We start from the raw sequence: 13,883 nt of genomic DNA on the forward strand, positions 1-13,883 counted from the left end.
TATTATATGCTACAAAACTTTTTAACTATTGGTCAAAAAATTCCTTTTTTCAGTGTGAAAGAATACTTGGACGATCGATCGCCAACACCAGAGGATATAATCTCACCAAGAATTTTAACAAAAAGAGGCTTATTGGTACTGGGTGGCCCACCTAAAATCGGCAAAAGCGACTTTTTGATTTCATGGCTCGTTCATATGGCTGCAGGTGTTTCTTTTCTTGGTATGGCTTCAAATAGACCTTTAAAAATTTTCTACATGCAAACTGAAATTGAATATGAATATATGAAAGAACGTTTGCAACAACTTGATAATGAACTTTTGAATGTAGCTGCTAACAACTTAATCATTACGCCAAAAGTGCACTTATCATTTAATCATGATGAAATAAGTGAAATTAAGGAGATTGTAAATGAACGCTTTAAACCTGATGTTTTGGCCATAGATCCATTACGTAACATCTTTAGCAGTGAATATGGGAATGAAAATGATAATAGTGCTATGCTGTTCTTTCTGCAAAAGACTCTTGAGAAGCTACGCAGTGCTGTCAATCCAGATGCTTGTATTGTACTCACTCATCATACAAAAAAATTATCGAAAAAGATGCTCGAAGAAGATCCATTTCAAGGCCTAAGTGGTGCTGGATCTTTACGTGGATTTTACAGTACTGGTATGGTGATGTTTGCTCATGATGAAGAAAGCAGTGCACGCCAGATAGTATTTGAGCTTCGCAATGGTGAACGCGTGCCAAACAAACTTGTCGATAAGATAAATGGTCATTGGCAGCTAATGGAATAGCTAACTTTCACTTTAAAGTCAACTTATAGGAGAGCGTATGCTACAAGATTTTTTAACTGATTTTAATAATGCAAAACTGCAGAACAGTTTAATACCGAAAGGTACAATAGTCAAGGTAAAAATGGCAATAAAGCCTGGAGGTTATGAAAATTGGTTCACTAAAAACTACACTACTGGCAGTATCTATTTAAATGTAGAATTTACCGTCACTGAAGGCCCATATGCAAAACGCAAGATTTTTCAGATTATAGGTATCAAAAATGGCAAAGCAGAAGGTGAAGAAGACATCTGGGGAGAATCTGGACGTTCTATGCTGCGTAGTATTTTGGAATCATCCAGAAATATTCATGCAAATGACACTTCAGAGAAAGCAGTTACCGCTAGAAGAATAAACTCTATAGCTGATTTCAACGATTTAGAGTTTACAGTAAAAGTAGGCGTTGAAACTAATAATACATACGGAGATAGAAATAGGATTACTACAGTTATTACTCCAGAATTACAAAAAAGTTTTCAAGATGATTGGTTGCCATTTTGAAGTATGACGAAGGAAAGTTGTGGGCTGCTGTTATTACTAGAGCTATTCAGGATGCAGCAGGAAAAAACCCTAAACTTAAAAAAGAGGCTTGTCAATGGATTCGCTCACGATCTTTTGAAACTGTTTGTGAGCTGGCTAATCTTGACTTTAAACGTCTAAAAAATATGTTGAACAAATTTGGAATAAACAAGGAGAATTTTATGGATTTTTCATCTAAAAATGCTTTGAAAATAAAATCATTATTAATTAATAACATCAAAGATTGTTTATCTTATTTGTTACCTGAAGGCAAATCTTACCAAGATAAATTCTATATTGGCAGTAGAAATGGAAATAAGATAATAGTTGAAATGGAAGGAGAAAATGCAGGAAATTGGTACAACCTGATCGAAGAAAAGAAAGGAAATATAATAGACCTTTGGACTTTAGTTAAAGGTAATATAGATTCTGCTGAAACATGGTTGAACGGTAAAGATGAAAGAAGTTCCATATTACAAGAAAAACAAAACGAAGAAAAAGCATTTTCTGTAAACCATTACTTAAACGATAAATCACCAATGCCAAAAGATATAATAGGCCCAAGAATTTTGACACCAGGTGGTCTTTTGGTCATAGGTGGTACTCCAAAGATTGGCAAAAGTCATTTTCTTCTTTCTCTATTAGTATAGCCTTTCTTATAATAGTCCGAATGCGATAAGATATGTGTTTATGGCTATAGCAGGCCAGTAGCATATTACGGTCTGTTCGGATTATTGTAAAAAGAGCTATAATACTGATTTAAAAATAAAATATTTGCATTTCTAATTTTGACTTGTACAATTAAAACACTTAGATTTATGTGGGGGAATTATGATTAGTTCGAGAAGAAGCGATCAACCAGGCACTTCAAGGGAAAGTGCTGAAGTAGTTTTTGTTCATCAACCGCCCATGGAGGTAGGGAGGAAATTATTTTTTTTTGCAGAATCTTTTATGAGTAATGCTTACGTCTTATTCGAATCAGCTAAATCTCACCAGATGTCAAAAGGGGGATTTGCTAAAAAAGTCTTAAAAGAATTTCCGGTTTCATTCGCTGGGGCGATGGCAGGTTGTGCAGTTACCGGTTCCTTTTTAGGAGCTGCACCTTCAGCGACATTATTTGCCAGAAACTTTACTAGTACGGTTATTAGTAGTCTGTCTAGGAGAAAAAGAAAAGCTGAGAAAATTGTTGAAATTTTTGAATCCAAAGCTAAGATTGCTTCCGATCTAATCTTATTGGAAGCTGGAATGAGAATTTTCCAAAGTTTTGAAAAGCAATTTATGGAATTGACAGGTAGTGGACTTAATACTCCAGCCCTGTCAAAGCTATCATTATGTGCTGTCTTTAGAGCAATATACTATGCTTGTGAAAAATTGGAGGATTTATCGGTTGATTCGATAATAGAAGGTGTTCTTTTAGGTGACATTGAAGGATTAGATGAGTCTTCAATTAGCTTTAGGCACAATGGACAACATACGTCTTCTAATGGAGTATACAATCAAACGGGTATAATTATAAAGGAAGAATCAAACTCTGTGTATTTACAATTTTGCAGAACTTCTGGCGATCGATACGGCTACAGACATCCTTTAAGCTTTGAGGAAGAAGGGGTTGACGCTATAACGAAAAAGGGAAAAACAGTCTACGTGGGTCGCAATTCAACTGTCCAAGAAGATGAGTATCAATATACTTTAGGAGGAATAAATTTAGAAGAGAAAGCTCAGGAAATACTAGAACAAATCAAAATCGAAGGAATAGCTCAGAAAGGTGATATTGCTTCTCTTAAAAGTGAAATAAATAGTATAAAGGATTTGATTATAAATCAAGGTCCAGGAGGTGGACAAGGTCCAGGAGGTGGACAAGGTCCAGGAGGTGGACAAGGTCCAGGAGGTGGACAAGGTCCAGGAGGTGGACAAGGTCCAGGAGGTGGACAAGGTCCAGGAGGTGGACAAGGTCCAGGAGGTGGGGAAAGTAGACAATCAGAAGGTTCTAGTAGTGATAATAGTCCAATGGCAATGCTACGTTGTTTGTCACTTCGTCGAGGTGACACCAGAGTTTCTTCAGATAACTCAAGTGGAACTGGTGGAACTCAATCAGCTTTAGAATATGCTGAATATGAGAAAGCCATTTTAAAGGCAGTGAAGAAAGGAAATTCAAAGCCGATTTGGTTTGAAGTAAAAGGTCCAGTGGCATTATTTACTGGAAGAGAAAAAGAATTAAGTGATTTACATAGTAGGATACAAAGTTCAGAAAAAACGTCAGTGATATCACAAATGGTGTCTATTGTTGGGTTGGGTGGCATAGGCAAAACTGAGTTAGCTAGGAAGTATGCGCAAAAATATTTCAGGGATTACGACGAAAATGTAATATGGATAAATGCTGGGGGCAAGGCAGAGCTTGTGCAGTCTTTTCTTGGATTAGCTAGAGATAATAGGTTGGGGATTAATCTTGATTGCAGAGATGGAAAGAAAAAGACTGCAGGAGATATTGTGAAAGAAGTATATAGTTTTTTTGCAGATAGGAAAAGTCTCTTTATTTTTGATAATGCTTGGAATGTTAAGTGTCTAAAGGAGTTTTTACCATTGTACTCTCTAAAATCTAGTGATAACAAGCCTTATATTTTAATTACTTCTCGTGATCGAGAATTGGAAGGAATAGGATGTATAGAACTAAAAGGGTTGTTATCAGATGATGCGTTGCAATTTGTAAAAAAAGGACTGGAGATAAAGGATGATTCTCAAGACGAAGAAATAGAAAAATTGGTAAGTATAATGGAATCTTTTCCCTTAGCTCTACGACAAGCAGTGTCACATATTCTAGATCAAAGCCCAGGTAGGTTTGGTCTTAGTAATTATTTGAATCAATATAACAAAAAGAAAAAGGAACTGCTTGGTTCTGATGTGTTTATGGGTGTTGATAATACTTATACTAGTACAACTTTTACGACGTGGAAGGTTACACTTGATATGATATCAAGTAATAAAGAACATGGATGTCTGGCTTTAGAGATTTTGGACATTGTGTCTTATCTTGAACCTCTGAGTATCGATAGGAGAATGTTTTTAAATTTAGCGGGAGGTGATGAGAATAAGTTGGAGTTAGCTATTCGTTTGCTTACAAGATATTCTATGGTGAACGGTAAACAAGAACAAAGCACACTAAATGTTCAAAAATTGGTTCAAGAAGTAATCCGATTACAATTAGATGATCAGAAAAGAACGAAAGAGGTTATCAAAAAGACTTATGAATTACTAAAAAGTCTTTTCCCTGTTGGTATTAAAGGTGCGGAAGACTATGATACGAAGGAACAGTTGTCACTACACTTAGAGGAGTTTTTGTTTCGTGTAGAGAGTTGGGCAGCAAAGGATCCTGAAAGTGCATCAGATGTAGAAAGATGTTATGTACAGCCTTTATTATGGTTATTGGTTGAAGCATATTCCGACCTGAAAGTAGCAGACAATGAAGTATCAGTGCTTACAAAGCTCTTGGGGGTTGAATCCCGACTTGATGCAACTCAGGTGAAGGTGGCTGAAGTACTTATAAAACTTGGTAATGCTACTGGATTTTTACAAGACGATATTGGAAAGATCTTATATCTTGAAAAAGGTATAGAAATTGTAAAAAATTATCCTGGTTGTGCTTCTGAAACAGCTTATGCACTATTAAATCTTGCTGATGCTCAGCGAAATTTGGGAAAAAATGTTTCAGAAATCAATAGTCTTGAGAAGAGCATAGAGATTTTTAGAGAGCTTTATAGAAATCAGGGTTCTCCTTATGGTCATGAAGTATCTGGAGCTTTTGTAAAACTGGTTGATGCTTGTCATACTTTGGGCTCTTATGTGGAAAAAACTAGTTTCATTTTAAACGAGGATTTACTGTCTACAGTTTACGAATGTTATTATCATAAGGATGAATTGTCATTCGCCAAGGTTCTGTTAGCTGTTGCTAGGGTTGGGAGTAACCCACATACAAAGAAGGTTCTAGTTAAAGGAGCTATGTCCATTTTTTTAGACAAGCACGATTCTTCTCTTTCAACATCTAGATATCTCATGGAATGTTGTGATCTTGAGAATAAACTGGAGTATTCTATAGCAGAAAAAGAGTTTTCTGATAAACTTACTAGCTTTGTTTTTGAGCAAAATTCTTTTTTGAGTAAATACCAAGCAACTGATTTACTATTAGAAATAGCTCAACATTATGAAGAACAAAATAATATTTATTATGAGATGATTGCGCTTAAAACTGCCTCTGCTAATTTTGTTTCTTTTAATCCGGGTGGTGATTTTGCCTATCACAAATTGATTGACCTTTTGTGCAGAATTGCTAGTACTCATAGGGATACTGACAATTATTATGAAGAAGTCGATTGTCTTGAGAAAGCCTTGAGTTATTATGAAAAACTTTCTACTAGCGATCTTGATACAATGTTAAAAATAAGATTAAGACTCGGTATTGGTTATAGAGATTTAGAGGATTATGATATGCAATATTGTAATCTTGATATTGTATTAAAGACTTTAAAAGGTTCAGTTAGTATCAATGATGCAAAATATCATACAATAGTAGCTGAAGCGCTAGAAGGCTTTATTGATACTTGCTTATATTTTAAAAAATATGAGCAAGTATTTAGCTACGTTAGTCAGAGCTCGGAAGTTATTAGTTTAGTTGATTATTCTGACGAATATCAGGCTTCTACTGTACACAGAGTGCTATTAATGCTTGAAAAAGTTTATAACATTTTAGGTGAGCATGCTAAAGGAAGATCCTGCAAGGAGAAAGCTTTGTTGGTTATGGAAAGATTAAATGAAGTGGATTTCCAAACATCAATTGGTATACTAGAGGAGTCTAGTGGTGTGCATGCGTATCCAAGAAAAGAACAGGGGGGTGGAGAGGTCTCATCATCTGGGTATTCGTTAAATAAGAAAGCAAGGGAAAGAGAAAGTGTAGAAATTGCTCACAAGGATTCATTGGATAAAGAAGAATTTACAGGGAAAAAAAGGAAGTTATTAAATGCTGATGATAGAATAAAAAGAGTAAAGAGTACTGGAAAATTTAGTAGTCAGGTTGCCGAATTTTCTAAGCAAGTGTCTGAGAACAGAACTATGGATGTTGAAGAAGCACTTATTGCAGAGATTAAAAATGTAGATCCAAATGCGGTAGGTTCAAGAATTATGAATGTTGCAAAGAAGTTTAAATCGTTACCCAATAATTATCTTAATGAGGTATCGGTTGTTAGTAACTCGACTGGATTTCAGAAATAATATGTAATATCTTCTTTAAAAGACAAGATTTTATCTGACACAGAAGAATTGATGTAGTAAAAATTAATATAAGACTCTTGTCTAATCCTACCAATGTTTTTCTGAAAAGCAAATATGTTTACTGTCAAAAAATGTTTGTATAGGTGTAGAAGTATTCGCTGAGTGAGGTCTTGTTTGATTATAAGAACGCAACCAAAGATCAACATCAACCCTTTCTACAACCCATCTTCTTGGCTGTACTTTAAACCCTTGTTCTCTTGTTGGTAGTAGCTCAGGTGGCGTATCTTTGTGCACCCAAAATCTACATGGAGGCCTTTTAACAATTTCAATATCTATGTCATATTCTTCCTTTATGTGATTCTTTAAATTTCTTCCTTGGTATCCCATGTCAGCCCACATTTTTTTAACTTTAGTATATTTTGTTCTCATATTGTTTAATGCTATTTTAATACCATCTCTATCATTTTCGTTAGCAGCGCCTACGTAACAACCTAGTATAAAACCCTGAGTGTCTGTAATTATATGCCTTTTTCTACCCTTTACTTTTTTACTTCCATCATAGCCTTTGATCCCTCCTTTTCTGTAGTCTTTACAGATTGACTATCTACTATACAGGCACTCGGCTGCTCATTCCTTCCTATTTTTCTTCTACTATATTTTGTAATTTCATAATTCATTTTCTCAAAAATTCCCTGCTTCTTCCATTGCCTGAACTGCTCATACACAGTCTTCCATAGCGGAAAATCATTTGGTAAATACCGCCATTGACACCCTGTACGCAATACATAGAAAATTGCTTCTAATATTTCTTTTTTGCTATACTTTTGCGGCCTTCCTCCTTTCTTGTATGATACTCTGAAGTGTTTTTCTATTCTTGCCCATTCCCTTTCGCTTAGATCTGTTGGATACTTTTTTCTCATCTTTACCCCGTACTAAAATTTCAGATATTATAGCCTTTTACTTGTTTCCGGACAACCTCTAAACTATCGAGGTTATTTATTATGATTACATCTTATCAAAATTTCATTGGCATTGATATCGGAAAATTTAAAAATGTTGCTGCAGCTTATAACCAAAGGAGCGCTATCAAGTTTGACAATGATGCTACTGGTTGGCAACAGTTGTTTCAAAAATTTTCAGATATCCTACCTAATTCTCTAGTAACTTTAGAAAACACTGGAAAATATGAGCTTGGCTTAGCACATTTTCTTGTTGATAAGAATGTTGCTGTACATCGAGCTAATACTCGTAAAGTAAAAAGTTTTATCATATCACATGGAACTTTAGCAAAGACAGATCAATCAGATGCAAGAGCCCTTGCTCAATATGGTTTTGAACGCTATAGTGCTCTATCTCTATTTGTGCCTATGTCAAAAGAACAAACCGCCTTAGTTGCACTCTGTCAACGTCGTGATGACATTACGCAAATGAGAACTCAAGAGAAATGTAGGCTTGCAGCACCTGAAAACGACTATATAAAGGAAAGTTGCCAAAAAACAATAGACTTTTTTACCAGTCAGATAAATGAGTTCAACGATGCCATACAAAGAATTATTGATAAAAATCCAGAGTTACAAAAGCGTCAAAAAATCTTGAGAACAGTGCCAGGAATAGGTCTCAAGTTATCACAAGTTTTTGTGTGTCTAATGCCAGAACTTGGCCACCTAAACAAAAAAGAAGTTGCAAGTCTTGCTGGAGTTGCTCCACATCCAAAAGAAAGCGGTAAAACTATTGGTTACCGAAGGATAACAGGTGGTAGAAGCAATGTTCGTGCAAAGCTTTTCACAGCTGCTATGGCTGCTGCAAGATCTAAATCTGCACTTGGTGCTTTTTATTCTGATCTTATTGGTAGAGGTAAAAAGAAGATGGTAGCTATAACAGCTCTAATGCGAAAAATCATAGTAATTGCCAATGCAAGACTTAAAGAAGCAATTAATATGAAATAAAAAAAAATCTGCATAGAAAATAGGTTAACGGATATGTGCGTCTACACACATTTAAAGCACATATTCGTTAACCATAAAATCTAAGCAGTGGTTGCTGTTTGATATAAATTTCTTTCTGTATAAACTAGGATCTTTGTTACCAAAATACATTTTTCAATTGAATAAAAATACAAAATTATCAACAAATGAGACTAAATTCAAAAAATTTTAAAAAACATAGTTGATGGTTACAACGTTTTCGATGAGATTATATGGAAAACTGGATCCCAGTGTCTGGGCACTGGGATGACACCCTTCCTGGCGGAGATTATTCTCATATCACAATGTTCGTACAGTTGTGGCGGTATGACGTAGAAAAACTGTTAACTTAAATCTATATTGACATGTCCCATTTTACGCTTATCTCTAACCTCTTTTTTCCCATATATGGTTAAACTAGCTTTTTCGTTGCTCAAATACTTATGAGAATCATATATATCATTACCTATTATATTTTTTGTCATACAAGGAAAGCGTAATACTACTTCCTGCATAGGTAGCCCGCATATTATCCTAACTAGCTGTTCAAATTGACTAACGTTACATGCATCCAAGCTCCAGTGGCAAGAATTGTGAGGTCTGGGAGCTAGTTCATTAACTAACAATTCGTTATCTTTAGTAACAAAAAATTCAATAGCCAGAATTCCTATTACATCAAGCGCATTTGCTATTTTCTTTGCAGCTCGTTGTACCTCTTGAGTTAATTTGCTATCTATTTTAGCTGGCACTGTTGAAGTATCAAGTATTCCATCAACGTGGTAATTTTCTGCTATAGGAAAAAAAGCTACTTTACAGTTTTTATCTCTTGCAACGACTATTGAAACCTCTTTCAGTAAATCAACACTTGCTTCAAGAATGTACTCTGTATTCCAATCAAAGGAAGCAAATTGCTTCACTTCAGAATCATTCTCAAGCACATATTGTCCTTTTCCATCGTAACCCATTTCTGTTGTTTTCAGCCTTATTGGATAGCCAAAAGCTCTACTGCTTTTCAGTAGCTCATTATAATTTTGTATACTCTTATAGTTAGCAGTTTTTATACCCAAGTTTTTAATAAAATCCTTTTCTCTCAGTCTGTTCTGCGAAATGTGTAACGCTTTTTTACCCGGATAAAAATTTACATCGATATCAATTGCACTACATGGAATATTTTCAGACTCAATAGTAACTAAATCCACACTCTGTGCAAAAGATTCAAGAGCTTTCTTATCAGAGAAATCTGCTATTGTGAAATCATCAGCAACAGAGCAAGCCGGATCGTCTTTAGCACTGGCAAAAACATGTGTTTTCTGTCCAAGTTTTGTTGCAGCGATAGCAGTCATTTTACCTAATTGTCCACCACCTATTATTCCTATTACTTTTTTGCTCAGCGCATCTGGTTCATTCATACTATAAATTGATATTTCCTAATTAAAGTATACTTGAAAAATCTATGAAAAAAGTATATAATTAGAATGTTATCTTTTTATCATGAATATTCTATAATGATTCTAGAATACACATTGACTACCAACTTTGTTGAAGTTACAGTTTTACCAATTTACATTGAAGAGCAATCCATTCCTTATGAAAATTGCTATGTATGGATGTATAACGTTAAGATAAAAAACAAAAGCCAATCAACTATTCAATTGTTAAGTCGTCATTGGCAAATAATAGATTATAAGGGCAAAGTAAATGAAATTGCCGGAGTTGGTGTTATCGGAGAACAGCCTGTGATAAAATCTGGAGAGGTATTTAAATACACAAGTGGAACCTACTTAAATGTACCGTCAGGAATAATGCAGGGTAAGTATGAATTTCTGAATGAAGAAAGCATAAAAGTTTTTGAAGTTATGATACCACCCTTTTCTTTGGATAGTCCATACATCAAAACTAGACCCCATTAACTGTCAAAATAGTTTATTTGTAACCAGACTGCATTCTGTGATTTTTAGCAAAGCACGATCTTTCATTTGAGCTTTCTTCAATTTAAAATAAATACAGAAACTAGCTATCTTCAAAAATATGGTTGAATAATTGTTAATAATAGTGTATAATTATTAATATTTTCAAGCATTTTTGCCATGGCTCTTTCAAAATTTCTCGATCCTCGCAATGATTTGTGTTTCAAAAAAATCTTTGGAACGGAAAAAAATAAGAATATCCTGATCCACTTTTTGAACGATATTTTAGGGTTTACTGAGATAAATGCAATACAAGAAGTTGAGTTTCTTAGCACTATTATGGATCCCGAAGTTGCCTCTGATAAACAAAGTATTGTTGATGTTCTCTGCAAGGATTCTCACGGAAATAGATATATAGCAGAAATGGTGCGACCTGAAAGTCTTCGGTCATATTGTTTAAAAGGAGAGGAATTCATTCAGAAAGAAACTGAAAGGATTCTAAAACTTATTAAACCAGATGTTTTGCCGTCTGAGTCTACGCATCAGTGCGAATCGGGCAACCGGTTGGTGCCAAGCGATGCGGACAATGAACCTCCTCTTGAAAAAGAAGATGCTCAATCGTGAGAGGGGCATAAACTGCAAGCATCATGTGGTTGGAGGGCTAGGCTAGTGGTATGGTGAACGTAAGTGAAGCTTTATAAGTACCGATACGATGAAAGAGCTAAAGATGCTGATAAGCTCTGACCAAAAGGTAATGTGGATAAGTTACATTTTTCATTTCTAGATGTACGCAAATAATAACTCCACCGGTATAGAGAAGCCACCTAACCCACTATTGTATGACTGGAGAAACAGGGTAAGCCTGTATTTTCGCCTACATGGCAAGCAAACCGCAAGGAATGCTGATGGAAGTGCAGGTAAAGGAGAATGGAGAAAGCGAATGCCATTTTGTAACGAAATGGATAGAATTTGTAACATTAATTCGCGTGAAAACGAGCAGACTTCCGTTTGGTCCCTCGTGACAAGAAACTTTGTTAACCACTTAAGGTAGGAAAGCAGATGATTACAAGTAAACCTGTAAGTGCATCTACCAAAAGCTTTGAAGCATGGAAGCAGTTGCCATGGAAGAAATGCCAGAAAGTTATTGTGAGGCTACAAAGACGTATTGTTAAGGCTGTCCAAGAAGGAAGATGGGGTAAGGTAAAAACTTTACAACATCTTCTCACACGCTCTTTTAGCGGAAAAGCTTTGGCTGTTAAGAGAGTAACTGAAAACCAAGGAAAAAACACAGCGGGTGTAGATCGTCAACTATGGTCAACTTGCAATGCTAAATTTCAAGGAATAAAGCAGTTAAAGCAAAGAGGATATAAACCTTCTCCGCTAAAACGGATTTATATCAGTAAATCTAATGGCAAAAGAAGACCTCTTGGAATACCCACGATAAAAGATAGAGCCATGCAAGCATTATATCTGTTTGCTCTGGAACCGATAGCTGAAACGATCAGTGATCGTCACTCCTATGGCTTTAGACCTAAAAGATCCTGTGCAGATGCTACAGTAGCTTGTCATTTGTTACTGGCAAGTCGTAATCAACTACAATGGATACTTGAAGGTGATATCAAAGGATGCTTTGACAACATTAATCATGAATGGCTTATGAAGCATATTCCTATGGAGAAAAAAATTCTGCATAGTTGGTTAAAAGCTGGCTTCCTAGAATCAAAAACTCTGTATCCCACAACTGCAGGTACCCCGCAAGGTGGTATAATTTCTCCAATACTAGCCAATTTAGCCTTAAACGGACTTGAAAAGTTATTGGAAAGTCGATTTGGTAAACTCGGCAGTAGAAAAAGAAACAAAATCAGAAGTGGAGTGAATGTAATCAGATACGCAGACGACTTTATTATTTCAGGTTTCACACATGAAGTACTGGAAAAGGAAGTTAAGCCTTTAGTATCATCTTTTCTTCATGAGCGAGGTTTAATTCTGTCAGAAGAGAAGACAAAGATTACATCTATCACAACAGGGTTTGACTTTCTTGGTTGTAATGTACGTAGATATAATAAGAAGTTAATTATTAAACCTTCGAAAGAAAGTATTAAAAGACTTCTTAATAAAGCACGTACATTGATAAAAGCAAATATAGCGAACACTCAGGCTATAGTAATTAAGTCACTCAGCTCTCTACTGAGAGGATGGGGAAATTACTATCACCATGTGTGTGCTAAAAAAGCGTTTAGAAAGATCGACAATGAAATTTGGCATAGTTTATGGAAATGGGCAAAGAAAAGACATCCTCGTAAAGGATTACGTTGGATAAAGAATCGTTACTTCAAAGTAATGGGTCAACGCCAATGGGTTTTTGCTGCACCCCTATGCAAGAACAAACCAAAAGAGATACGGTATTTAAGACTGCTTAAGCTGATTGATATACCTATCAGACGACATGTTAAAATCAGAGCGGATGCAAATCCCCTTGACTTAAAATGGAAAAAGTATTTTGATGAGAGAGTGAAACGAACAAGAATGTTAGCAAGCTCTTTCTCAAGAGAAGGTTCTCTACTGTTGGTGTCACCATTAAGAATGATGTTTCCTGAGGAATCATGAAGGACAAGCCGGTTCTAGAAAAGAAGAACTTAGATAAGGGGCTCAAGCGTAGTGTTGGGAAACCTGCATGCTGCGTTTCTAAGGGAGGGGGTAGTAGTAATACTGCTTCCTTACCTGACCAGCTCACTCGCGATAAAGGCTTCGAAAAACGAGCTCAACTATATGCTGCTAAGGCTTACTCAAGGCAAGCTGATAAATCTGGTAAGTACATTGATTTAAAGAAGGTTTTCTTTATTGCTATCTCTAATTGTAATTTATTTCCTGATAAGCTTGATTATATATCCAGCCACACTATAAGAGATGAGAAAACCAATGAGCATGACTTAAAAGATTTTCAATTTGTATTTATTGAACTACCTAAATTTCCTAAGAATAAGGAAGAACAGCTAGAAAGCATAGTGGATCGTTGGTTATTTTTCTTCAAATATGCAGATGAAACTACGGAAGAAGACTTAAGGAAAATAGCAGAAAAAGCACCAATAATAAAGTTAGCCTACGATGAATTAGACAGGTTTAGCTGGAATGAAAAAGATTTAGTAGCTTACGAGGAAAGAATAATGGATCTACGGAAAGAAGAAGCCATTCTTGAATACAGACTTGACCTTGCTACTGAAAAAGGCATCCAAATTGGCGAAGAAAGAGGCATCAAAATTGGTAAAGAGGAAGGGAAAATTGAAGTCGCAAAAGCAATGCTGGCTAATAATGTTGATGTCAACACTATTGTCAAGTTTACTGGCCTTTCTATTAGTGAGATTGAAGAATTAAGTGTGAACGGTACAGAGTAATTTCAAAGTG

Annotated in this window: 10 protein-coding genes and 2 pseudogenes; 9 read left to right on the plus strand and 3 right to left on the minus strand. The window is 35.6% G+C overall.

Annotation, left to right across the window (positions count from 1 at the left end; genetic code table 11):
* Nucleotides 1-6: 6 nt before the first annotated feature.
* Genes AAGD90_RS00495 through AAGD90_RS00505 form a run of 3 tightly spaced genes read left to right on the plus strand, consistent with a single transcriptional unit; the run spans nt 7 to nt 2,001 of the window.
* Nucleotides 7-795, plus strand: a complete 789-nt coding sequence (locus AAGD90_RS00495; RefSeq protein ID WP_182158718.1) for an AAA family ATPase — start codon at nt 7-9, stop codon at nt 793-795.
* 37 nt (nt 796-832) lie between these two features.
* Nucleotides 833-1,333 (plus strand): hypothetical protein, encoded by a 501-nt coding sequence (locus AAGD90_RS00500; protein ID WP_341821958.1) that lies wholly within the window; start codon nt 833-835, stop codon nt 1,331-1,333.
* A 17-nt stretch (nt 1,334-1,350) separates the two neighbouring features.
* Nucleotides 1,351-2,001: a hypothetical protein gene (locus AAGD90_RS00505; protein WP_341821959.1), complete on the plus strand. Its 651-nt coding sequence runs from the start codon at nt 1,351-1,353 to the stop codon at nt 1,999-2,001.
* Here AAGD90_RS00505 and AAGD90_RS00510 read toward each other — a convergent pair.
* The gene (locus AAGD90_RS00510) at nt 1,943-2,065 is read right to left on the minus strand and encodes a hypothetical protein (protein ID WP_341821960.1); all 123 of its coding nucleotides are present in this window, start codon (nt 2,063-2,065) and stop codon (nt 1,943-1,945) included. The two genes, AAGD90_RS00505 and AAGD90_RS00510, sit on opposite strands and share 59 nt — an antisense overlap.
* Nucleotides 2,066-2,182: 117 nt before the next feature.
* Here AAGD90_RS00510 and AAGD90_RS00515 point away from each other — a divergent pair, with 117 nt between their 5' ends.
* Entirely contained in the window at nt 2,183-6,610 is a 4,428-nt protein-coding gene (locus AAGD90_RS00515) for an NB-ARC domain-containing protein (protein ID WP_341821961.1), read from the plus strand.
* 210 nt (nt 6,611-6,820) lie between these two features.
* On the opposite strand, the pseudogene AAGD90_RS00520 reads toward AAGD90_RS00515, so the two are convergent.
* Nucleotides 6,821-7,530 (minus strand): annotated as a pseudogene (locus tag AAGD90_RS00520) (IS5-like element ISWpi1 family transposase); the annotation flags it as partial.
* Between the two features lie 81 nt (nt 7,531-7,611).
* On the opposite strand from AAGD90_RS00520, the gene AAGD90_RS00525 reads away from it, so the two are divergent.
* Nucleotides 7,612-8,556 carry an IS110 family transposase gene (locus AAGD90_RS00525; RefSeq protein ID WP_265022222.1) on the plus strand — a complete coding sequence of 315 codons (945 nt, stop codon included), beginning with the start codon at nt 7,612-7,614 and terminating at the stop codon, nt 8,554-8,556.
* A gap of 362 nt (nt 8,557-8,918) precedes the next feature.
* Here the strand turns inward: AAGD90_RS00525 and AAGD90_RS00530 are convergent, their stop codons facing one another.
* Nucleotides 8,919-9,983: a 5-(carboxyamino)imidazole ribonucleotide synthase gene (locus AAGD90_RS00530; protein ID WP_006279559.1), complete on the minus strand. Its 1,065-nt coding sequence runs from the start codon at nt 9,981-9,983 to the stop codon at nt 8,919-8,921.
* Nucleotides 9,984-10,082: 99 nt separating this feature from the next.
* Between AAGD90_RS00530 and apaG the strand changes: the two genes are divergently transcribed.
* The 4 genes and pseudogenes from apaG (at nt 10,083) to AAGD90_RS00550 (ending at nt 13,873) form a co-directional block, all read left to right on the plus strand.
* Nucleotides 10,083-10,484, plus strand: coding sequence for a Co2+/Mg2+ efflux protein ApaG (gene apaG / locus AAGD90_RS00535; protein WP_179951370.1), 402 nt, complete (start codon nt 10,083-10,085; stop codon nt 10,482-10,484).
* Between the two features lie 177 nt (nt 10,485-10,661).
* Nucleotides 10,662-10,907: pseudogene (locus tag AAGD90_RS00540) on the plus strand (PD-(D/E)XK nuclease family transposase); the annotation flags it as partial.
* Between the two features lie 633 nt (nt 10,908-11,540).
* Entirely contained in the window at nt 11,541-13,088 is a 1,548-nt protein-coding gene (gene ltrA / locus AAGD90_RS00545; protein WP_341821897.1) for a group II intron reverse transcriptase/maturase, read from the plus strand.
* A complete protein-coding gene (locus AAGD90_RS00550; protein WP_006280130.1) occupies nt 13,085-13,873 on the plus strand; it encodes an Rpn family recombination-promoting nuclease/putative transposase in 789 nt (262 codons plus the stop codon). The genes ltrA and AAGD90_RS00550 overlap by 4 nt, the downstream gene beginning before the upstream one ends.
* The last annotated feature ends 10 nt before the right edge of the window (nt 13,874-13,883 follow it).

It is taken from the genome of Wolbachia endosymbiont (group A) of Ischnus inquisitorius (assembly GCF_964026985.1).
Lineage (GTDB): Bacteria > Pseudomonadota > Alphaproteobacteria > Rickettsiales > Anaplasmataceae > Wolbachia > Wolbachia pipientis.

Bases quoted from the DNA above. Each gene is read 5' to 3' on its own strand.
- AAGD90_RS00550 (WP_006280130.1), top strand. From the start codon at position 13,085: ATGAAGGACAAGCCGGTTCTAGAAAAGAAGAACTTAGATAAGGGGCTC.
- AAGD90_RS00530 (WP_006279559.1), bottom strand. From the start codon at position 9,983: ATGAATGAACCAGATGCGCTGAGCAAAAAAGTAATAGGAATAATAGGT.
- AAGD90_RS00525 (WP_265022222.1), top strand. From the start codon at position 7,612: ATGATTACATCTTATCAAAATTTCATTGGCATTGATATCGGAAAATTT.
- ltrA (WP_341821897.1), top strand. From the start codon at position 11,541: ATGATTACAAGTAAACCTGTAAGTGCATCTACCAAAAGCTTTGAAGCA.
- AAGD90_RS00510 (WP_341821960.1), bottom strand. From the start codon at position 2,065: ATGCTACTGGCCTGCTATAGCCATAAACACATATCTTATCGCATTCGG.
- AAGD90_RS00495 (WP_182158718.1), top strand. From the start codon at position 7: ATGCTACAAAACTTTTTAACTATTGGTCAAAAAATTCCTTTTTTCAGT.
- AAGD90_RS00515 (WP_341821961.1), top strand. From the start codon at position 2,183: ATGATTAGTTCGAGAAGAAGCGATCAACCAGGCACTTCAAGGGAAAGT.
- AAGD90_RS00500 (WP_341821958.1), top strand. From the start codon at position 833: ATGCTACAAGATTTTTTAACTGATTTTAATAATGCAAAACTGCAGAAC.